22 protein-coding genes are annotated in these 20,970 nt (G+C 65.2%); 5 read left to right on the plus strand and 17 right to left on the minus strand.

Annotated elements, in window-relative coordinates; all coding sequences use genetic code 11:
* Positions 1–116 precede the first annotated feature (116 nt).
* The 4 genes from ACVJ19_RS32820 to ACVJ19_RS32835 all read right to left on the minus strand — a co-directional run bounded on the left by ACVJ19_RS32820 (position 117) and on the right by ACVJ19_RS32835 (position 3,569).
* Positions 117–1,097: a beta-ketoacyl-ACP synthase III gene (locus ACVJ19_RS32820; RefSeq protein WP_453953245.1), complete on the minus strand. Its 981-nt coding sequence runs from the start codon at positions 1,095–1,097 to the stop codon at positions 117–119.
* On the minus strand, positions 1,094–2,155 hold the full coding sequence (plsX, locus tag ACVJ19_RS32825) for a phosphate acyltransferase PlsX (RefSeq protein ID WP_453953246.1): 1,062 nt from the start codon (positions 2,153–2,155) through the stop codon (positions 1,094–1,096). Before plsX ends, ACVJ19_RS32820 begins: the two co-directional genes overlap by 4 nt.
* Before the next feature lie 296 nt (positions 2,156–2,451).
* Complete coding sequence (locus ACVJ19_RS32830) at positions 2,452–3,021, minus strand: YceD family protein (protein ID WP_453953247.1); 570 nt, start codon at positions 3,019–3,021, stop codon at positions 2,452–2,454.
* Complete coding sequence (locus ACVJ19_RS32835; RefSeq protein ID WP_453953248.1) at positions 3,018–3,569, minus strand: ubiquinol-cytochrome C chaperone family protein; 552 nt, start codon at positions 3,567–3,569, stop codon at positions 3,018–3,020. Before ACVJ19_RS32835 ends, ACVJ19_RS32830 begins: the two co-directional genes overlap by 4 nt.
* A 98-nt stretch (positions 3,570–3,667) precedes the next feature.
* Here ACVJ19_RS32835 and ACVJ19_RS32840 point away from each other — a divergent pair, with 98 nt between their 5' ends.
* Positions 3,668–4,153: an outer membrane protein assembly factor BamE gene (locus tag ACVJ19_RS32840; RefSeq protein WP_453953250.1), complete on the plus strand. Its 486-nt coding sequence runs from the start codon at positions 3,668–3,670 to the stop codon at positions 4,151–4,153.
* A 197-nt stretch (positions 4,154–4,350) separates the two neighbouring features.
* Positions 4,351–5,352, plus strand: a complete 1,002-nt coding sequence (locus ACVJ19_RS32845) for a Bug family tripartite tricarboxylate transporter substrate binding protein (protein ID WP_453953251.1) — start codon at positions 4,351–4,353, stop codon at positions 5,350–5,352.
* A 179-nt stretch (positions 5,353–5,531) separates the two neighbouring features.
* Here ACVJ19_RS32845 and ltrA read toward each other — a convergent pair whose 3' ends face one another.
* The 13 genes from ltrA to ACVJ19_RS32910 all read right to left on the minus strand — a co-directional run bounded on the left by ltrA (position 5,532) and on the right by ACVJ19_RS32910 (position 18,082).
* Positions 5,532–6,908, minus strand: a complete 1,377-nt coding sequence (ltrA, locus tag ACVJ19_RS32850; protein WP_028144467.1) for a group II intron reverse transcriptase/maturase — start codon at positions 6,906–6,908, stop codon at positions 5,532–5,534.
* A gap of 474 nt (positions 6,909–7,382) precedes the next feature.
* Entirely contained in the window at positions 7,383–9,497 is a 2,115-nt protein-coding gene (locus ACVJ19_RS32855) for a sodium-translocating pyrophosphatase (protein ID WP_453953252.1), read from the minus strand.
* Between the two features lie 232 nt (positions 9,498–9,729).
* Positions 9,730–10,731, minus strand: coding sequence for a thiamine-phosphate kinase (gene thiL, locus ACVJ19_RS32860; RefSeq protein ID WP_453953253.1), 1,002 nt, complete (start codon positions 10,729–10,731; stop codon positions 9,730–9,732).
* Between the two features lie 155 nt (positions 10,732–10,886).
* A complete protein-coding gene (gene nusB / locus ACVJ19_RS32865) occupies positions 10,887–11,381 on the minus strand; it encodes a transcription antitermination factor NusB (protein WP_453953254.1) in 495 nt (164 codons plus the stop codon).
* 4 nt (positions 11,382–11,385) lie between these two features.
* A complete protein-coding gene (gene ribH / locus ACVJ19_RS32870; protein WP_453953255.1) occupies positions 11,386–11,877 on the minus strand; it encodes a 6,7-dimethyl-8-ribityllumazine synthase in 492 nt (163 codons plus the stop codon).
* Positions 11,878–12,036: 159 nt separating this feature from the next.
* Positions 12,037–12,660: a riboflavin synthase gene (locus tag ACVJ19_RS32875; RefSeq protein ID WP_453953256.1), complete on the minus strand. Its 624-nt coding sequence runs from the start codon at positions 12,658–12,660 to the stop codon at positions 12,037–12,039.
* Position 12,661: 1 nt separating this feature from the next.
* Positions 12,662–13,810 carry a bifunctional diaminohydroxyphosphoribosylaminopyrimidine deaminase/5-amino-6-(5-phosphoribosylamino)uracil reductase RibD gene (ribD, locus tag ACVJ19_RS32880; protein ID WP_453953257.1) on the minus strand — a complete coding sequence of 383 codons (1,149 nt, stop codon included), beginning with the start codon at positions 13,808–13,810 and terminating at the stop codon, positions 12,662–12,664.
* Complete coding sequence (nrdR, locus tag ACVJ19_RS32885) at positions 13,807–14,289, minus strand: transcriptional regulator NrdR (protein ID WP_011087793.1); 483 nt, start codon at positions 14,287–14,289, stop codon at positions 13,807–13,809. Before nrdR ends, ribD begins: the two co-directional genes overlap by 4 nt.
* A 29-nt stretch (positions 14,290–14,318) precedes the next feature.
* Positions 14,319–15,617 (minus strand): serine hydroxymethyltransferase, encoded by a 1,299-nt coding sequence (glyA, locus tag ACVJ19_RS32890; protein ID WP_145680152.1) that lies wholly within the window; start codon positions 15,615–15,617, stop codon positions 14,319–14,321.
* Between the two features lie 234 nt (positions 15,618–15,851).
* Positions 15,852–16,073 (minus strand): hypothetical protein, encoded by a 222-nt coding sequence (locus ACVJ19_RS32895; protein ID WP_453953258.1) that lies wholly within the window; start codon positions 16,071–16,073, stop codon positions 15,852–15,854.
* 37 nt (positions 16,074–16,110) lie between these two features.
* Positions 16,111–16,347: a hypothetical protein gene (locus tag ACVJ19_RS32900; protein WP_453953259.1), complete on the minus strand. Its 237-nt coding sequence runs from the start codon at positions 16,345–16,347 to the stop codon at positions 16,111–16,113.
* A gap of 197 nt (positions 16,348–16,544) precedes the next feature.
* Positions 16,545–17,063, minus strand: coding sequence for a transcriptional regulator LdtR (gene ldtR / locus ACVJ19_RS32905; RefSeq protein ID WP_018320040.1), 519 nt, complete (start codon positions 17,061–17,063; stop codon positions 16,545–16,547).
* Between the two features lie 515 nt (positions 17,064–17,578).
* Positions 17,579–18,082: a DUF6163 family protein gene (locus ACVJ19_RS32910; protein ID WP_453953260.1), complete on the minus strand. Its 504-nt coding sequence runs from the start codon at positions 18,080–18,082 to the stop codon at positions 17,579–17,581.
* A gap of 122 nt (positions 18,083–18,204) precedes the next feature.
* On the opposite strand from ACVJ19_RS32910, the gene hemB reads away from it, so the two are divergent.
* The 3 genes from hemB (at position 18,205) to ACVJ19_RS32925 (ending at position 20,962) form a co-directional block, all read left to right on the plus strand.
* The gene (hemB, locus tag ACVJ19_RS32915; RefSeq protein ID WP_453953262.1) at positions 18,205–19,266 is read left to right on the plus strand and encodes a porphobilinogen synthase; all 1,062 of its coding nucleotides are present in this window, start codon (positions 18,205–18,207) and stop codon (positions 19,264–19,266) included.
* Positions 19,267–19,512: 246 nt separating this feature from the next.
* Positions 19,513–20,055 carry an RDD family protein gene (locus ACVJ19_RS32920; RefSeq protein ID WP_453953263.1) on the plus strand — a complete coding sequence of 181 codons (543 nt, stop codon included), beginning with the start codon at positions 19,513–19,515 and terminating at the stop codon, positions 20,053–20,055.
* A gap of 130 nt (positions 20,056–20,185) precedes the next feature.
* Entirely contained in the window at positions 20,186–20,962 is a 777-nt protein-coding gene (locus tag ACVJ19_RS32925; RefSeq protein ID WP_018644615.1) for an arginyltransferase, read from the plus strand.
* The last annotated feature ends 8 nt before the right edge of the window (positions 20,963–20,970 follow it).

Consider the following 20,970-nt stretch of genomic DNA (forward strand, 5'->3'; position numbering starts at 1 on the left):
GGCGAACAATTGTTGTCTGAAATTATGAGGTTACGATACGGCGGTCAACAGCGCTCATCAATGCAGACGCATCGATAATCGGCGCTGATTCCGGCAAAATTTTATCGACTGTGGCGCTACCAGCGCACCAGCGCCGAGCCCCAGGTGAAGCCGCCGCCCATCGCTTCCAGGAGGACCAGGTCGCCCTTCTTGATGCGGCCGTCCTTGCGCGCCACGGCCAGCGCCAGGGGAATCGAGGCGGCCGAGGTGTTGCCGTGACGGTCCACCGTCAGCACCACCTTCTCCGGCGCGATGTGCAGCTTGTGGGCGGACGCGTCGATGATTCGCTTGTTGGCCTGGTGCGGCACGAACCAGTTGATGCTGTCGGCATTGAGCCCGGTCGCCTGGAAGGCATCGACGATCACGTCGGTGATCATGCCGACCGCATGCTTGAAGACCTCGCGGCCCTCCATGCGCAGATGGCCGACGGTCTGGGTCGAGGACGGCCCGCCGTCGACGAACAGCTTTGCCTTGTGGCGGCCGTCCGAGCGCAGATGCGTGGTGACGATGCCGCGGTCGGTCGCGGCATTGCCCGGCTGCTCCTGCGCCTCCAGCACGACAGCGCCGGCACCGTCGCCGAACAGCACGCAGGTGCCGCGGTCGTTCCAGTCGAGGATGCGCGAGAAGGTTTCGGCGCCGATCACCAGCGCGCGCTTGTAGGCGCCGGTGCGCAGGAAATTATCGGCGGTCGCGAGCGCGAACACGAAGCCGGAGCATACCGCCTGAAGGTCGAAGGCCGCACCATGGTTGATGCCGAGGCCGTGCTGCACGGCGACCGCCGTTGCCGGGAACGTGTTGTCAGGCGTCGAGGTTGCCAGGACGATCAGCTCGATCGACTGCGCGTCCACGCCGGCATCGGTGAGCGCCGCCTGCGCCGCCTTGATCGCCAGGTGCGAGGTGAACTCGCCCTCGGCCGCAATGTGCCGCTCGCGAATGCCGGTGCGCTGGACGATCCACTCGTCGGAGGTGTCGATACGCGCCGCCAATTGGGCGTTGGTCACCACCTGCTCCGGCAGGTAGGAGCCGCAGCCAAGCACGACCGAACGAATCTTCGTCACGAAACAGCCTCCTGCGCGGCCTGCACGGAACTGAGTGCACCACCCTCGCGGTTGAGCATCTGATTGATCTTGTTCAGGAGATCGTAGTGAGCCATCTCATAGCCAACATCGATCGCATAGGCAAAGCCTTCGGCGCTGGTTCCGCCGTGGCTTTTAACCACCAGTCCGTTGAGCCCCAGGAACACGCCACCATTGGACTTGTTGGGGTCCATCTTGTCCCGCAGGGCCTGGAAGGCGCTGCGCGCAAAGAGATAACCGAGCTTGGACAACCAGCTCCGCTGCATCTCGTTGCGGAGTAATTCCGCCATCTGCCGCGCGGTTCCCTCGGCGGCCTTCAAGGCAATATTGCCGCTGAAACCTTCGGTCACGATGACGTCGGCCAGCCCCTTGCCGATGCTGTCGCCCTCGACGAAGCCGATATAGTCCAGCTCCGGCAGATTTCTGGCACGCAGGATTTCCCCGGCCTCACGGATCTCCTCGTGCCCCTTGATCTCCTCGGTTCCGATATTGAGGAGCCCGACCGTGGGGCGTTTCTTGTCGAACAGCACGCTCGCCATCGCTGCGCCCATGAGCGCGAGCGCCACCAGATGGTGCGCATCGCCGCCGATGGTGGCGCCGAGGTCGAGCACGACGGATTCGCCGCGCTTGGTCGGCCATATCCCCGTGATCGCCGGACGGTCGATGCCCGGCGGCGTGCGCAGGTGGAAGCGCGACATCGCCATCAGCGCGCCGGTATTGCCGGCGGAAACTGCGACATCCGCCTCGCCCTTCTTCACGGCGTCGATGGCAAGCCACATCGAGGAGGTCTTGCGGCCGCGGCGCAGCGCCTGGCTCGGCTTGTCCGAGCCACTGACGGCGACGTCGGTATGGACGATCCTCGATGCGGCCTTGAGTTGGGGATGCTTCTCTAGCTCGGGCTCGATCCTGGCCCGGTCCCCGACCAGCAGGAACTCGGTGTCGCGATGCCTGCCAAGCGAGATGGCCGCGCCTGGAATGACCACGGCGGCGCCGTCGTCGCCCCCCATGGCGTCAAGCGCGATGCGAACCTTGCTAGGCATGAAAGTCCTGGAAACCTGGTCTGGTGCGGTCATGAACGAGCGGGGCCGCATATGGGTTCGCCATGGACATGGCGACCGGCCAAGCGCCACGCCGCACCCGGACCGGGGCGCGACAATAGCGTTTTGTTATCCCGAAACAACCTCTTGCCCCCAGCCTTTTGCATTCAGGGCGATCCGGCCACGGACCCGGCGAATGCGCCGGAAACGTATAGAAATCAAACAGATAAATCCGACTCTCAAACCACCGCCGCAAACGCCTGCAGCGCCATGGCAGCGGTCTTACGGGGAATCGGCCTCTACTGGTCCTTTTTATTGTCCTGCAGCGCCTTCAGCGCCGCGAACGGATGGTCCTCCGGATCGGGGGCGGTGACCTCCGCCTCGAACACGGCCCCCTCCTTGCGCGGATAGGGATCGATCGCCAGGAACAGGGCATCGGTGGCGAGCCGGCCGAGGTCGATGACGCCGTTGATGATGGCCTCCGGCGGATCGACGACCTGCGGCGGCTCCTCGTCGTCCTGCCCCTCCTCGATCAGGTCGGCGAGGCGCCGCGCCTCGGCCTCGGGGGCGAACATCAGGTCCACCTCCTCGTCGATCTCGCTCTCGATCGGATCGAGCGTGACCACGCAGGTCTGGCCGACCCGGGCGCGGACCTGCCCCGTGACCTGGACCCGGCCGCCGCTCTTCGGCACGACGTCGAAGCTGGCGTGAGCGGACAGGATCTCCCGGACGCCAGCGACATCCGCCATGGCCTGCCGCTCGGCGGCCGATGCCTCGAGCTCGCGATGCAGGCCGGTGTCGGGGATCTGCGCGACGATGACCGGCGCCCGCCAGGGATCGGGCGAGGATGTCGTGTTGGGTCGGCTCATGGCGTGACACCCTCCCTGAACGCCGGGGGAAATTTGAAGGACGCACCGAGCAGTGCGGCCTCGCCGGTTCGGCCAAGATCGGCCTCGGTGGCCCTGGCATAGGCCGCGAGCTGCCGAGCCTGGTCCATGCCGGCGCCATTCAAGATATTCTTGCAGATCGCCGCCGCCAGCGCCTCGCCACCGCCGTCCATGGCCTGGTCGTAAGCCTGGACCCGGCCGTAAAATGCCTCGCCGAAGGCGCGCATCCGCTTCGGGACGGTCTGGTCGCCCACGCCCATCTCGCGCAGATTGTCGTCCATGTCCTCGCAGAAGCGATCGAACAGCGCCTGCGACAGCTCCGTGGCGCCCTGAACCGTGCGCAGGCGGCGCAAGAGCAGCCACAGATGCAGCAGCAACAGGTCGAAACGACCGTTAACCGTATCCGGCACGCCCAAGTCGCGGTAAAATATGGGTTCTCGCGCCTGCGTCACGATCATGCCATAGATGGCTTCAATGGTGCCTGGCGGGGTTAGCCGGGGTTTCCTGAAGTGATTGAACGGCCAAAGCATTGTGGTTTCCGCAAGCGGGCGCGCGCGTGTTGCATTCAGAGCCTCCGCCCGGTACTTCAGCGCCTCGCGCGACGCAAGGGGACGGAATCAGTTCCGCTATGACGATAATGAACCAGACTGGCCTGCGCGCGGACAAGCGGCGCGGCCTTCACGCACGCTGGCGCGGCCTGCGCATGCTCGCGGCCGCGACCCTGGTCGGCGCCGCACTCGCGGGCTGCACCGGCGAGCAATTCCAGAAGGGTTACATCCTGCCGCCCGGCGCGCTGGAGCAGATCCCGATCGGCGCGAGCCAGGACCAGGTGCTGATCGTGATGGGCACGCCCTCCACGGTCGCGACCCTCGACGGCGAGGTGTTCTACTACATCTCGCAGCGCTCGGAGCGGATGGTCGCCTTCATGAACCAGAGGGTGGTCGATCAGCGCGTGATCGCGATCTATTTCGACAAGAACCGGCGCGTGCGCCGGCTGGCGAATTACGGCCTGCAGGACGGCAAGATCTTCGACTTCATCAGCCGCACCACGCCGACATCGGGCCAGGAGATGAGCTACCTCACGCCGATCTTCAAGCTGCTCAGCTTTAACTGAGCCCTGAGAGCGTTTTCGAGCGAAGTGGACGCCGGTTCGCGTCAAGAAAACGCGTCAAAACAAAAATCTAGAGCCCCGTTCCGATTCATCGGAACGGAAATGGCTCTAGCCTGCGGCGTCGTGCCGCCGGTTGCGGCTTGCCGTTGCACGCCGGGTTCCCTACGCTCCCTGCAAAACAAGAAGCAGGGAGTGGATTCGTGCCTCAGCGTTTATTGTCCCGCCGTCGCGTGCTTGCCGGTGCTGCCGGCCTTTCGGCCACAGCGATCCTGCCGCGATCGAGCCTGGCGGACTGGAAGCCCACCGAAAACGTCCGCCTTATCGTGCCGGCAGCGGCCGGCGGCTCGACCGATGTCATGGGCCGGCTCTTGGCCGCGCATCTGCAAACAGCCTGGGGCCAGTCGGCCGTCGTGGAGAACCGCTCCGGCGGCGGAGGTACGATCGGCACGGCCGAGGCCGTCCGCGCCAAGCCTGATGGTCACACCATCCTGGTCGGCAACCCCGGCCCGAATGCGATCGCCTACAGCATCTTCAAGAACCTGACCTACAAGCCGGACCAGCTCCAGCCGGTCTCCAACATGATCCGGATCCCGAACATCGTGTCGGCCCATCCGAAGACCGGCATCAAGTCGGTCGTCGAGCTGATCGCGTACCTGAAGGCCAATCCGGACAAGCTCAGCTACGCCTCCTCCGGCGTCGGCCAGAGCCCTCATCTCACCGGCGCCTGGTTCCTCCAGCTGACCGGCCTGAAGATGACGCACATCCCGTTCCGCGGCGCGGGCCCCGCGCTCCAGGCTGCGCTCGCGGGCGACATCCAGATCCTGTTTGACAATCTCTATCCGAGCCTGCCGCAGGTGCAGAACGGCACCCTCACCGGCCTCTGCGTCACCACGCCCGAACGCAGCGACCTCGCGCCCAACCTGCCGACCATGCGCGAGAGCGCGCCGGAGCTTGCGAACTTCGACGTGTCGTCATGGTTCGCGGTCTTCCTGCCAAAGGGCGTGCCCGCACCCGTCCTCGAGGCGCTCAATCTCCAGGTCAAGGCAATGCTGGAGCGCGACGACATCAAGAAGCAGATCGCCGCCATGGGCGCCCGCGCCGATTACGGCACCCCGCAGCAGTTCACCGACTTCGTGGACGCCGAGACGAAGAAGTTCGCCGGCATCATCCAGAAGGAAGGCCTGCAGATGGATGTGCAGTGACGCGCAGCGTCATTCCGGGGCGGCTCGAAAGAGCCGAACCCGGAATCTCGAGATTCCGGATTCGATGCTGCGCATCGCCCCGGAATGACGACGGTGAAAATCGGGATAGGGGGAAGCCTCGCGGCTCCGCCCCTCCCACACCACCGGACATACGGGTCCGTATCCGGCGGTTCAGCGGATTATGCGGGTCGCCGTGCCGCGACGGAAGCCAAGCCGAGTGAGGCAAAGAAGCCGTTTGGCAGAGCAATGGTGAGCGCGGGGCTGTTCGCGAGCCGCCAAGGGCCACGTGGGCTGCCGGCGGTTTGCGCCGCCAGATCCCGGCCGACGCCGCGGCGTCGCAACTCGGCAAAGCGAGCGGGTCCATACTTCCATTGCTTCCAGGCAACGGCGCGCAACCGTCGCCTGATCCACTGGTCAAGCACGCGCAACACCGACGGGGTTTGACAGAAGCCGAAGTAGCCGTGCCACCCAATCAGGTAGGTCGACAGTTCTTTGGCGATCTGCACGAGGCATCGACCACGCGTGCGTCGCGTGAGCTCCCGAACCTTCGCCTTGAAGCGGGCGAGTGCCTGCGGCGCGATGCGCCGCCGCGGTTCTTGCCCGCCGGTGAAGCTGAAGCCCAGGAACTTGCGAACACTCGGTTTGGCAACCGCGCTCTTCGCTTTGTTGATCTTGAGCTTGAGGCGCTTTTCGAGGAACCTCTCGACGCCAGCCAGCACCCGTTCGCCCGCCCGCTGACTGCGCACGTAGATGTTGCAGTCGTCGGCGTAACGCACGAAGCGGTGGCCGCGCTTCTCCAGTTCCTTGTCCAGCACATCCAGCATCAGGTTCGACAACAGCGGCGAGAGCGGACCGCCCTGCGGCGTGCCCTCTTCCGTCGGACTGACCAGCCCTCCTTCCAACACACCCGCATTCAGGAAGGCGCGGATGAGCTTCAGGATGCGCTTGTCAGCAACCCGCTTGGCAACCAGTCCCATCAGGATGTCGTGGTTGACCCGGTCAAAGAACTTCTCCAGGTCGATGTCCACCACGATGCTGTGGCCGGCCGCAATGTACGCCTGCGCCCGTTCCACCGCCCGATGTGCCGAGCGCCCCGGCCGAAAGCCGAAGCTCGTCTCGGCGAACGTCCTATCCCAATCCGCCTGCAGCACCTGCATCACCGCCTGCTGGATCAAGCGGTCGAGCACCGTCGGAATGCCGAGCGGCCGCAGGCCGCCCGACGCCTTCGGTATCTCCACCCGCCGCACCGGCTGTGGCTTGTAGGTGCCGTCAAGCAACTGGGCTCGGATCGCAGGCCAGTGCTCCTTCAGGTGGGCTGACAGCTCGCCGACGGTCATCCCGTCGACGCCCGCCGCGCCCTTGTTGCGCTTTACTTGCGCCAACGCTGCCTTCAGATTCTCACTCTCGACAACGTCTTCCATCGACGGTCCTGCGACCGCCGGGCGTTCGAGACAGACTTCCGCCGCACGCGCTTCAGGCTCTCGGGCGCCGGCGCTTCGGGCTTCACCCTCCGCTCCGGGGCTCAAGTTCAGCTCGACCTGATTCTTCTGCCGCATGGCTCGCACGAGATCGCCGCTCTACTGACCACTTCCACCGTTCAGGCCTTCAGCGGCGCGCTGCCGCCTACTACGCCCTCGGCTGACTTCTGCGCTGCGGTCAGGCCGTCTTGCGACGGTCTCAGTCTCGTTGCCGAGACACAGCGCAGACCTCCCGAGGTAAGACCGACCGCCTTCACCGCACGCCCGCCGAATTTACCACCCCGACCTTTGATGACCTTGGACTTCGCGATCAATTGCTCGCTCGTCCGGCCGGGTAGGCCTCGTTATCCGGTGTTTGTCCATCGGGCCGCGGCTTTGCTCCACGCTTTCTTCAGACCCCACCTCACGATGACGCCCTTGCGCTTCGCTAATCCTTCGCCGCCATCAGGCTGGATAGAGGACTTCCACCTCCAAGCTGTCGCTCATACTCGGCACACAACAAAAACCCCGCGGCTCGCGCCGCGGGGTTTTGTCTTGTCTCGACATCGCCGCTCAGTGCGCGAGGATCGCCAGCAGCAGCAAGGCCACGATGTTGGTGATCTTGATCATCGGGTTCACCGCGGGTCCCGCCGTGTCCTTGTAGGGATCGCCGACGGTGTCACCGGTGACGGCCGACTTGTGGGCATCACTGCCCTTGCCACCGAAATGGCCGTCCTCGATGTACTTCTTAGCGTTGTCCCAGGCGCCGCCGCCCGAGGTCATGGAGATCGCGACGAACAGGCCCGTCACGATGACGCCGAGCAGCATCGCGCCGACGGCAGAGAACGCCGCCGACTTGCCGGCCGCGCCGCCACCCGCGATCGCGTAGATCAGGAAGTAGACGACGATCGGCGACAGCACCGGAAGCAGCGAGGGGATGATCATCTCCTTGATTGCCGCCTTGGTGAGCAGGTCCACGGCCTTGCCGTAGTCCGGCTTGTCGGTGCCTTGCATGATGCCCGGCTTCTCGCGGAACTGACGGCGGACCTCCTCGACGATCGCGCCGGCCGCACGGCCCACCGCGGTCATGCCCATCGCGCCGAACAGATACGGCAGCAGGCCGCCGAACAGCAGGCCCACCACCACATAGGGGTTGTTGAGCGAGAAGTCCGGATTGACGCCGGCGAAGTACGGGGTCTTGTTCGCGACGAAGAACTTGAGGTCTTCGTTGTAGGCGGCGAACAGCACGAGGGCACCGAGACCGGCGGAGCCGATCGCGTAGCCCTTGGTCACCGCCTTGGTGGTGTTGCCGACCGCATCGAGCGCATCGGTCGACTTGCGCACCTCCTTCGGCAGGCCCGCCATCTCGGCGATACCACCGGCGTTGTCGGTGACGGGGCCGAAGGCGTCGAGCGCGACGACCATGCCGGCGAGTGCCAGCATGGTGGCGGTCGCGATCGCGATGCCGAACAGGCCGGCGAGGCTGTAGGTGACGAGGATGCCGGCGATGATGACGATCGCGGGCAGCGCGGTCGCTTCCATCGAGACGGCGAGCCCCTGGATCACGTTGGTGCCGTGGCCGGTCACCGAGGCCTGGGCGATCGACTTCACCGGACGATAGTCGGTGCCGGTGTAGTATTCGGTGATCCAGATGATCAGCGCGGTGACGACGAGGCCGACCACGCCGCATTCGAACAGCGCCATGCCGGTGTAGTCGACGCCGTCGAGCTTGCCGAAGCCGATCAGGGAATAGATCACCCCGGCGATGCCGATCAGCGACAGGATGCCGGTTGCGATCAGGCCCTTGTAGAGCGCGCCCATGATCGACTGGCTCGGCCCGAGCTTGACGAAGAAAGTGCCGATGATCGAGGTGATGATGCAGATGCCGCCGATGGCGAGCGGCAGCGTCATCATGTTGGCGAGGATCGGCGTCTTGGCGAAGAAGATCGCCGCGAGCACCATGGTGGCGACCGCGGTCACCGCATAGGTCTCGAACAGGTCGGCGGCCATGCCGGCGCAATCGCCGACATTGTCGCCGACGTTGTCGGCGATCGTCGCGGGATTGCGCGGATCGTCCTCGGGGATGCCGGCCTCGACCTTGCCGACGAGGTCGCCGCCGACGTCCGCACCCTTGGTGAAGATGCCGCCGCCGAGACGGGCGAAGATCGAGATCAGCGAGGCGCCGAAGCCGAGTGCCACCATGGCGTCGACCACGGTGCGGCTATCGGGCGCAAGCTTCAGCGAGTGAACCAGGAAGCCGAAATAGAGGGTCACGCCGAGCAGTGCGAGGCCCGCCACCAGAAGACCGGTGATGGCACCCGCCTTGAAGGCGAGCTCGAGGCCGCCGGCGAGCGACGTCGTCGCGGCCTGGGCGGTGCGCACATTGGCACGGACCGAGACGTTCATGCCGATGAAGCCGGCCGCCCCCGACAGGACGGCGCCGATGGCAAAACCGATCGCGACATAGAGGCCGAGGAAATAGGCAAGCAGCAAGAAGATGACGATGCCGACGATACCGATCGTGGTGTACTGGCGCCGGAGATAAGCCTGTGCGCCTTCGCGCACCGCACCTGCGATCTCCTGCATACGCGGCGACCCCGCATCCGCGCTCAACACCGAAGACGTCGCCCAAATCGCGTAGACGACGGAAAGCACTCCGCAGAGCACTATCAACCATAATGCTGTCATGTGATTTTTGCCTCAGATCCTTGATGTACCCCCGGCGCCTTTTGTTGTCCGTCGTGCGGTGCGGCGCCTTGATTTTGAACAAAGCCGCCCCTTTCCCGAAGGGGCGGCTCCAGTCGGTCACAAGCTTGCCAAAATCAAATTGAGGGTGCAACGCCGGATGAGGCCGAAAAGACCGATCTCGGCAGGTATTTAGACGAACCTTGAGAGTCTGGCCGCCGGTTTGGAGCAATTCCTAGAAGTGGCTGTAGGACAACCGCTCCAGGGTTAGTTCCTGGCCCTGCCTGTCAATGAAGCGCGGCGGCGTCCCGCCCCCGATGATCGTGCCGATGGCGGTGACGGCAAGGCCCACGGCCCGACCGGCTGCAATCAGCGCATCGCTTTGGGCCGACGGAACAGTGCAGAGCACCTCGTAATCGTCCCCTCCGGCCAGCAGCGTCTCAACACCAACAACGTTGCGCGCGATCAGGCTTGCGGCCGGGGCCGAGAGCGGCACGTTCGCCACCTCGACCGTGGCCGAGACGCCCGATGCAGCACAGAGCTTCGTCAGATCGCCGGCGAGCCCGTCGGAGACGTCCATCGCCGCGGTTGCATGATCGCGCACCGCCTGCGCCAGCACATTGCGCGGCTGCGGCACGCGATAGCGCGACACCAGCAAATCCCGTGCAGCGGGATCAGACATGAGCGCCGCGGCCACCGCGCCGCCGGTAAGCACGTCGAGGCCGAGCGCGGCATCGCCGATCGTGCCGGTCACCAGGATGCGGTCGCCGGCCCTGGCGCCGGTGCGGCCGACCATCCGTCCCTTCGGCACGCGGCCGAAGGCGGTGATCGAGATCATCTGCGGTCCCGGCGTCGAGACGGTGTCGCCGCCGAGCAGCGGACAGGCGAACGTCTTGGCGTCCTCGCCGAGCGCGTCCGCGAACGGCTGGAGCCAGGAGTCTTCCTTGCTGCGCAGCGCCAGCGTCAGCACGAAGCCGGCCGGCGCCGCGCCCTTGGCCGCGAGATCGGACAGGTTCACCCGCAGCGCCTTGCGCGCGATGGTGTCGGCGGGATCAGTGGCAAGATAATGCACGCCCTCGACCACGGCATCGGTGGTGACGACGATGTCATCGCCGGATGCGGACAGGATCGCGGCGTCGTCGACCAGCCCGAACGCACCGGGATCGGTCGCCAGCGGCTTGAAATAGCGCGCGATGAGGGAGTCTTCGGCGGAGGGCTGTGCTCTGTCCTGTGTCACGACAGTAAACCCGTCATCCTGAGGTGCGAGCTCTTGCGAGCCTCGAAGGATGCACGGCCGAGGTGCACCTTCAGTGGCACGCCGTCGTCCTTCGAGGCCTCCGCTTCGCTACGGCACCTCAGGATGACGGCTACTGCCAAAGTCATCGTCCCGTCCTACCCCCGCCCGAACTCGTCGCCGCGAAACTGGCGGCCGATCTGGTCGAGCACGGCGTTGACCATGCCGGTCTCCTCGCGGTCGACGAAGGCATTGGCGACGTCGACATATTCGGAGATGACGACACGGCCCGGCACGTCCTTGCGGTGCTCCAGCTCGTAGGCCCCGGCCCGCAGCACCGCGCGCAGGATCGCCTCGATCCGCTTCAAGGGCCAGCCCTTCGACAGTGCTTCGTCGATCAGGGGATCGAGCTTCTTCTGGTCGCGCACGACGCCGGAGACGACGTCGCGGAAGAAGGCGGCTTCCGCCGGCAGATATGTGTCGCCCTCGACCTCGTTGCCGAGCCAGTGGCTCTCGAACTCGGCAAAGATGTCATTGATGCCGGCGCCGGCGATATCCATCTGATACAGCGCCTGGACGGCCGCAAGCCGCGCCGCACCGCGCCGGTTCGCCTTCTTCTCCGTAAGCCCCGCCGGTTTCTTGGTGTCAGCCATGGCTTCAGGCCCGCGCCAGGCGGCGTTTGATACGCAGGATCGCAAGCGCCGCGCGCGCGGCATCACCGCCCTTGTTGAGCTCGCTGGCGCGCGCCCGCGCCCAGGCCTGCGCCTCGGTGTTGACGGTGAGGATGCCGTTGCCGAGCGGCAGCTTTCGCGCCACGGCGAGGTCCATCAGCGCGCGCGAGGATTCCTGCGAGACGATCTCGAAATGGATGGTGTCGCCGCGGATCACGCAGCCAAGCGCGATCACCGCGTCATAGGGCTTGCCGTTCGCCGCCGCGGCATCGACCGCGATGGCCACCGCCGCAGGGATCTCCAGCGCGCCGGGAACCGTGATCACGTCATGGGTCAGGCCGGCCGCCTTCAGCTCGGCCACCGCGCCGTCCAGCAACGCGTCCTGGAGATCGTCATAGAACCGCGCCTCGACAATCAGCGCGCGTGCGCCGGAAATGTCGGTCTGGTCCTTCAGGGGTGCGCGCCGCGCGTCTGCCATCGTTCAATCCGTTTCGAAAGGGGTCGGCGCTATGTAGTCGCCGCAGGTCCGTAAGCCAAGTTAGAAACTGTCATTCCGGGGCGATGCGAAGCATCGAACCCGGAATCTCGAGATTCCGGGTTCGGCTCTTCGAGCCGCCCCGAAATGACGGCTCTGCCGTCACTTCATTTCCGTCAGCCGGGCCGCGTAGCGGGCCATCAGGTCGACCTCGATATTGACTTCGGCCCCCGCCTTCCAGCCACCGATGGTCGTGACCGTCAGCGTGTGCGGGATGATCAGCACCGAAAAGGTCACGTCGTCGACCGTATTCACCGTCAGCGAGACGCCGTCGAGCGTGATCGAGCCCTTGGTGGCAATGAACCGCGCCAGCTCGCGCGTGGTCGAGAGCACGAACCGCGCCATATCAGGCAGGTCCTCGCGGCTGACGATGGTGGCGATGCCGTCGGCATGGCCGGCGACGATATGGCCACCGAGCTCGTCGCCGATCTTGAGCGCGCGCTCGAGGTTGAGCTTGGTGCCCAGCTTCCAGTGCTTCGCCGTCGTCAGCGCCAGCGTCTCCGCCGCCGCATCGACGTCATACCAGGTCTTTTGAGTAGAATCCTTGCCGTCCGCGACGCCGGACGCAACCACGGTCAGGCAGACGCCGTTGCTGGCGATCGAGGCGCCATCGGCGATGGTGGTCTGATCGTAGCTGCAGGCGATGCGCAGCCGGTGCAATTGCCCCTGCGCCGTCGGCGTGAAGCTGACGATCTCGCCGATATCGGTGACAATGCCGGTGAACATGTTACGCGCGCTCGTAGATGGTGAGAGTATCGTGGTCGAATGTCTCGCTAGCATGAACCTTGTAGGCCTGCGACTGCGTGATTTTCGACAGGGGCAATGCATCGAGCGCATCGACGCCGCCTTCGCCGACCACTTCCGCCCCGCGGAACAGCCAGATTTCGTCGGCGAGATCGGCCGCGACGAACGAAGCCGCAACGCGGCTGCCGCCTTCGACCATCAGCCGCGTGATGCCCTTCTGGGCCAGCGCATGCAGCACGGCCGCCAGATCGAGCCCGGATGCACTGCCAGGCGGCATGCGCATGATTTGCGCACCGGCCGCACCAAGGCGGGTCGCGGCCGCGGCTTCGGCAAGTTCAGAACCGATCACCCAAAGTGGTGTCTCGCGTGCGGAGCGCACGAGATGGCTCGATGCGGGGATACGCAGGCTCCGGTCGAGCACCACGCGCACCGGCGAGCGCGCTGCCATGCCCGGCAGGCGGCAGTTGAGCTGCGGATCATCCGCCAGCACGGTGCCGATACCAACCAGGATGGCGTCGCTCTGCGCACGGAGCAGATGCACGCGATTGCGCGCCGCCTCCCCCGTGATCGCGAGCGGCTTGCCGCCGGCCGCACCGATCTTGCCGTCGGGCGAGACCGCGAACTTCAGGATCACATGCGGACGCTTGTCCCGGATGCGGCGAAAATGGCCGGCGTGGTCGAACGCAGCCTCCGCCGCGCAAAGACCGACATCCACCGTGATGCCGGCGGCGCGCAGGCGCGCATGGCCCTGGCCCGCCACTTCCGGATTGGGATCCTCGATCGCCGCCACCACGCGCTTGATGCCGGCCGCAATCACCGCATCGGCGCAAGGCGGCGACTTGCCGAAATGCGAGCACGGCTCGAGCGTGACGTAGAGCGTGGCGCCCCACGCCGCTTCGCCCGCGCGCCGCAACGCTTCGGGCTCGCCATGCGGGCGCCCGCCTGCTTGCGTCCAGCCGCGGCCGACGATGAGGCCGTCCTTGACGATCACGGCACCCACCGCCGGATTGGGCCAAGTGCGCCCCTGCCCGCGCTGACCCAGCGCGAGCGCAAGCTCCATGAAACGGCGATCGGCCTCTTTGGCGTCGCGGGCCTTCTGCGCGAACTGATCTTCCAGGATGCGGAAGATCATTTGCGGATCGCGGCGAGCCGCGCTTCCTCCTCACCGGAGAGCTCGCCGAGCACGTCGGCGAAATCCTTGGCTTCGCGGAAATTGCGGTACACCGAGGCGAACCGCACATAGGCGACGTCGTCGAGCGTGCGCAGATGCTCCATCACGGTCTCGCCGATCACCTCGGAAGAGATCTCGGCCTCGCCCCCGGTCTCGAGCTCGCGCACGATGGTGGAGACCATCTTCTCCACCCGCTCGGGTTCGACCTGCCGCTTGCGCAACGAAATCTGCACCGAGCGCATCAGCTTGTCGCGATCGAACGGCACGCGGCGGCCGTTGCGCTTGATCACCGTGAGCTCGCGCAGCTGCACGCGCTCGAAGGTGGTGAAACGGAAATTGCAGGCGACGCACACGCGCCGCCTGCGGATCACGGACGAGTCCTCGGTCGGACGCGAGTCCTTTACCTGCGTATCGAGACTGTTGCAGTTCGGGCACCGCATCCGCTTGCCTTGATCAGTTTACCTTGGCCTTACTGGTAGATCGGGAACCGGTCGGTGAGCGCCTTGACCCGTTCCTTGATCGCGGCTTCCACGAGCGGCGCCTTGCCGTCGTCGGACTGCGCGATCGCGTTCAGGACCTCGGCGATCATGCCGCCGACCTGCTGGAATTCGGCAACGCCAAAGCCGCGGGTGGTCGCGGCGGGCGTGCCGAGACGCAGGCCCGAGGTCACGAAAGGCTTCTCGGGGTCGAACGGGATGCCGTTCTTGTTGCAGGTGATGGCCGCACGGACCAGCGCCTTCTCCGAGACGTTGCCCTTCAGGCCCTTCGGCCGGAGGTCGACCAGCATCAGGTGGTTGTCGGTGCCGCCGGAGACGATGTCGAAGCCGTGGCTCTTCATCGCCTCGGCCAGCGCCTTGGCGTTCTCGACGACATTCTTGGCATAGACCTTGAAGTCCGGCCGCAGCGCCTCGCCGAAGGCAACGGCCTTCGCCGCGATCACGTGCATCAAGGGGCCGCCCTGCAGACCCGGGAAGATCGCCGAGTTGAGCTTCTTGGCGAGCGTCTCGTCATTGCTGAGGATCAGGCCGCCGCGGGGACCGCGCAGCGATTTGTGCGTCGTGGTCGTGGTGACATGCGCATACGGCACCGGCGAAGCATGCACGCCGCCGGCGACGAGACCGGCGAAGTGCGCCATGTCGACCAGCAGATACGCGCCGACGCTGTCCGCGATCTCGCGGAAACGCTTGAAATCCCAGGCGCGCGAATAGGCCGAGCCGCCGGCGACGATCAGCTTCGGCTTCACCTCTTCAGCCTGCTTCTGAACCGCGTCCATGTCGATGATCTGGTCCTCGCGGCGCACGGTGTAGTGCGCGGCCTTGAACCACTTGCCGCTCATGTTGACGGGCGAGCCGTGGGTGAGATGGCCGCCAGCCGCAAGATCGAGGCCCATGAAGGTGTCGCCGGGCTGGAGCAGTGCCAGAAACACCGCCTGGTTCATCTGGCTGCCGGAGTTCGGCTGCACGTTGGCGAAGTTCGCGCCGAACAGCTTCTTGGCGCGATCGATCGCGAGGTTCTCGGCGACGTCGACCCACTCACAACCGCCGTAATAGCGCGCACCCGGATAACCCTCCGCGTACTTGTTGGTCATCACCGAACCCTGCGCTTCCAGCACGGCCCGGCTGACGATGTTCTCGGAGGCGATCAGCTCGACCTCATGGCGCTGCCGGCCGAGCTCGCCCTTGATGGCGGCTGCGATTTCCGGGTCGGCCTGCTCGAGCGAGGCGGTGAAAAACGAATCGGGCGCGGAGGCGGTTTTTGCGAGGGTCATCTTGCGAATATCTCCACCGCCGCAGCCTTTTGGCGGGCTACGGGCGGGTCTGGTGTGGCGATCGGAAGCACGCGCGATCTACCACATCGCCCGCCCCCGGCCAAGCATTTGCGGGTCGGGCGCAGCAATTATGCCAGATATGGTGGGGATCGGGGATTGGGGCGACAGGGCGGTCTTCTGGAACCGCCTCCGCTCCCCATTCTCCCGGAAGCGCCCGTTTTGGACCCTAAAGAGCTATAAGCCGGTATACCCCGCCTTCACCGGGTCCACGCTACCGTCGAGCTGGCGCAGATAGGTCAAGCCGCAGACCGTCAACCTGTGCGGGTCCCTCTCGCCCGCTTCCATCAGGGTGTTGAGGTAGTTCGTCACCTTTGCGCGTGCCTCCTCGCTGGCCGCCGCGGTGCGGTTCGCGAGCAGGTCATAGGTCTGCATGATGCGGTCGATGGCAGCTTCCATTGCACCCTCTGGTTCTCTCAAATCTTGGGAATCTTGATCAGGCAACCGCGCGGGCCTCGGACTGCGTCTCGAACCGGGCGATCGCCTTGTTGGCGAGCCTGATCTTGTTGAATTCGCCGTGCTGGAGCAGCTTGATGATGATCTCGAGCAGGCGTTCGTTGGTGACGAGCGTGTCGGGGATTGCGCCGGAACGGCGGAGATAATTCGCGGCGATCGCATAGGCATCGCTCACGAGCTCGACGTTCATTGCCTGCAACCCGCGCCCACCCAGCATTGCATCCTCCGATCCAGAGGACTAACCGCGACCGCGGGGGTCTGGTTCCGCCCGATAGGCTATTTTTTTCGCAGGTGCACAACGGCAAAACGCACCGGTCCGGGCAAAGCCGGGCCGATGCGCTTGGGGAAGTCAGGCACGTTCGGGAGGCTTGCCGGTCTTGTTATCGGGCCGGCTTGGCCTTGATCCCTTGGAACTCAGAGGCGGTACAGGATCTGGTCGGTCCAGAACCGCTCGAGACGGTGCAGCGACTTGTTGAGGGTCGAGAATTCCTCGCCCGAGATGCCGCCGACCTGCTCGACCGTCTTGACGTGCTTCTGGTAGAGCGCGTCGACGATGCGGCGAACTTCCTGGCCCTGCGGGGTCAGGCGGATGCGCACCGAGCGGCGATCAACGCGCGAGCGCTGATGATCGAGGAAGCCGAGCTCGACGAGCTTCTTCAGATTGTAGGAGACGTTGGAGCCGAGATAGTAGCCGCGCGTGCGCAGCTCGCCCGCAGTCAGCTCCTTGTCGCCGATGTTGTAGAGCAGCAGCGCCTGCACCGAGTTGATGTCGGCGCGACCGCGGCGATCGAACTCGTCCTTGATGACGTCGAGGAGCCGGCGATGCAGCCGCTCCACCAGAGTCAAAGCTTCCAGATAGAGCGACTGCACCGAACCCTGCTGGCCGGAGACGCGCTCTGCGGTATCTGCCGCAGTTGCGACGGCTTTCATCATGACACTTCCCCTGTTGTCGTTTTTATCGACACTTATTCGACGAAACTTGTGTCCCGTCCGATAGGTGCAACTTAAGGGGCTCGTTTGAAGATCGGCTTAAATAAGAGAATAAAGAGATCATGAATTTAAGACAGTGAATTGCGGATTAAGCCTGTCCCGCAAGGACTTTTCGCAACCGTCTGTTGACCTTCGCAAGGTCCTGTTCACCCTCCGTCCGCAGCGACTGTCGCATTCCAGAACAGCCCCGCCCCGTTTCGAAACGGGCGCGTAACGGCTGTGGCGGAACCGGCTGGTCAACGAAAACTTACCGCAAATTTTAGGCAACCAGCGGTCAACCAATTGCAACATTCTCGTGTCCCGGACAAGCACAGCGAAGCGGAGCGCAGAGCCGGGACCCAGATGTTTCAAAGCGAGATTGCGGATCGATGGGCCCCCGGCTCTGCAACGCATCACGCCGCAAGTAGCGGCGTGCTGCGTCGCGTCCGGGGCACGAGAGTATTTGCGAGCGACGTCGCCTACGGCGGCCGTTCGCGCGCGGCCATCCAGGCGAGCGCGAGATAGGCGGCGAGCATGAACACCTCGACGCCGACCACGACCAGGCTGCCGCCATAGATTCCCGGGAACATCAGCTCGATCACCGCCATCGACACCACGGTCGTCAGCCACACCACCGCGCCCCAGGGCGTGGCGAGCCAGAGGCCGACGGCGGCGACGAGTTCGATCACGGCGAAGTAGACGGTCGCGGCCTGCCAGGCCATCGCCTGGTTCTCGAACGCCTCGTCCTCGCCGCCGACGAAGCCGGTCACCTGCGCCCAGTGATAGAGGCCCTTGAGGATCGAGAGCAGCGCCATCACCCGCAGGAACAGCACGAGCCGCCGCGTCCAGACATTGTCGTCGGACTCAGGCCGCTCCGACGAGATCGCCGCCACCGAGAGCGCGCTCTCTCTGGCATTGTCTCGGGCAGCGTCCCTGGCACTGGCGCTGTCACGGGCCGCTTCGCGGGTGGAGATCTCGGACATGGCCCCTTCTGGCTGCTTCGGACCGCAAAATCAATCGGCTGCCATCCCTTGCGGCAGGTCAAGCCGCGGTGACGGGAACCATGCGAGCTGGTATAAGAATAATTCCAGCCGGAGGAAGAGTAATGGCGATCAAATACGGACGTCCGATCGAATTGCGCGAGGTTTCGCGCCGGGATGGCGGAGCAGCCTCCCCTGCCCTCGATCTGACCGTCCGCCCGCGCCGCAACCGCAAGGCCGAATGGGCCCGGCGGATGGTGCGCGAGAATGTCCTCACCACCGACGACCTGATCTGGCCGCTGTTCCTGATCGACGGCAACAACAAGCGCGAGCAGGTCGCCTCCATGCCGGGCGTCGACCGCCTCAGCGTCGACCAGGCCGTGCGCGAGGCCGAGCGCGCGATGAAGCTCACCATCCCGTGCCTCGCGCTGTTTCCCTACACCGACCCCTCCTTGCGGGACGAGGAAGGCTCGGAAGCGACTAATCCGAACAACCTGGTCTGCCAGGCCGTGCGCGCGATCAAGAAGGAGTTTCCGGAGATCGGCATCCTCTGCGACGTCGCGCTCGATCCCTTCACCAGCCACGGCCATGACGGCCTGATCTCCGACGGCAAGATTTTGAACGACGAGACGGTTGCCGTGCTGGTGCGCCAGGCCCTGGTGCAGGCCGAAGCCGGCTGCGACATCATCGCTCCCTCCGACATGATGGACGGCCGCGTCGCCGCGATCCGCGAGGGACTGGATCGCGCCGGCCTGCTCGATGTGCAGATCATGGCCTATGCGGCCAAATACGCCTCCGCCTTCTACGGTCCGTTCCGCGACGCCATCGGCTCGGCAAAGACGCTCACCGGCGACAAGCGCACCTACCAGATGGACAGTGCCAACACCGATGAAGCGCTGCGCGAGGTCGAGCTCGACATCGCCGAGGGCGCCGACATGGTGATGGTGAAGCCCGGCATGCCCTATCTCGACGTCGTCCGCCGCGTGAAGGACACGTTTGCGATGCCGACCTTCGCCTACCAGGTCTCCGGCGAATACGCGATGATCGCCGCGGCGGCCAACAATGGCTGGCTCGACGGCGAGCGCGCCATGATGGAAAGCCTGCTCGCCTTCAAGCGCGCCGGCGCCGACGGCGTGCTGAGCTATTTTGCGCCGAAGGCGGCGGAGAAGCTGCGCAGCCAAGGATAAGGTGCCGTAGGGTGGGCAAAGCGTAGCGTGCCCACCAGCCCTCGTCATTCCGGGGCGATGCGCCAGCATCGAACCCGGGATCTCGAGATTCCGGGTTCGGTCCTGCGGACCGCCCCGGAATGACGACGGTAGAAGAACCGCCCCCGAATCGCCGGAATATTTCGGCTTGCTGACGCCTGCGCGCCCTTGGCACGGGGATGGCCTGTTCCCATGTCCTGCGACGGGGGCTTCGCTGGAGAACGGACCATGTCGTACGACTCGGGTAATTCAGGCGCCTGGCGCAACGACGGCGCGGTCCAGCCGCACGCCTACGATCCCTATCTGCATCCGGAACTGTTCCGCGGCGTCGCGACGCGGCGCGTGTTCGCGTTCCTGATCGACATGGTCGTGATCTCCGTTCCCGTCATCCTCGGCTACATCTTCATCGCGCTGTTCGGCGTGGTTACGCTCGGCATCGGCTGGGCGTTGTTCTGGCTGGCCTGGCCGGCCTCGGTGATCTGGGCCATCGTCTACTACGGCGCCTGCATCGGCGGTCCCTCCTCGGCAACGATCGGCATGCGGGTCATGGATCTGGAGCTGCGCACTTGGTACGGCGCGCCCGGCTATTTCGTGCTCGGCGCCACCCATGCCGTGCTGTTCTGGGTAACGGTGTCGTTCCTGTCGCCCTTCGTGGTGCTGGTCGGCCCGTTCAACGGCCGCCGGCGCCTGCTGCACGATTTCGTGCTGGGAACGGTCGTGATCAACAATTCCGTCCGCGCACCCGTGCCGCAAGGCGCAAGGACCTACTGAGAACCCGACGATCAAGGACCTATCAACCAGGACCGACTAAGCTGACGCATCTGACCTGCCGAGCAGACCAATTGACCGAGAGCTTCCGTAGCGCGATGCTGATATTCATTTCGGAGGCCCACGACGTCCCTTGACCCAGCACTCGCGCGACACCCCCCAGTTTTACCTCACGGCGCCCTCGCCCTGCCCGTATCTGCCGGGCCGGCATGAGCGCAAGGTGTTTACGCACCTCGTGGGTGACCGCGCCGGCGACCTCAACGACCTCCTGACCCATGGCGGCTTCCGCCGCAGCCAGTCGATCGCCTACCGGCCGGCCTGCGACCAGTGCCGCGCCTGCGTCTCGGTCCGGGTCATCGCCAACGAGTTCCGCCCCTCCCGCAACTTCCGCAAGGTGATGGCGCGCAACGCCGACATCATCGGCGAGCAGCGCAGCGCGGTGCCGACCTCCGAGCAATATTCGGTGTTCCGCGCCTATCTCGACGCCCGCCACCGCCATGGCGGCATGGCCGACATGACCGTGCTCGACTACGCCATGATGGTCGAGGACAGCCATGTCGAGACCCGTATCATCGAGTACCGCAAGCGCGGCCCCGACAGCGGCATCACCGGCCGCGGCGAGGAGCTGATCGCAGTCGCCCTCACGGACGTGCTCAGCGACGGGCTGTCGATGGTCTATTCTTTCTTCGAGCCGAGCCAGGTCAGCCGCTCGATGGGCACCTTCATGATCCTCGACCACATCGCCCGCGCGCGACGTCAGGGCCTGCCTTACGTCTATCTCGGCTACTGGATCGAAGGCTCCAAGAAGATGGACTACAAGGCCCGCTTCCTGCCGCAGCAGCGCCTCGCGCCCTCAGGCTGGCTGCGCATCGATGCGCAGGGCGATACGGCGTCCGAGCCGCAGGACTAGCTTTCTGT

The organism is Bradyrhizobium sp. USDA 376 (genome assembly GCF_054063675.1).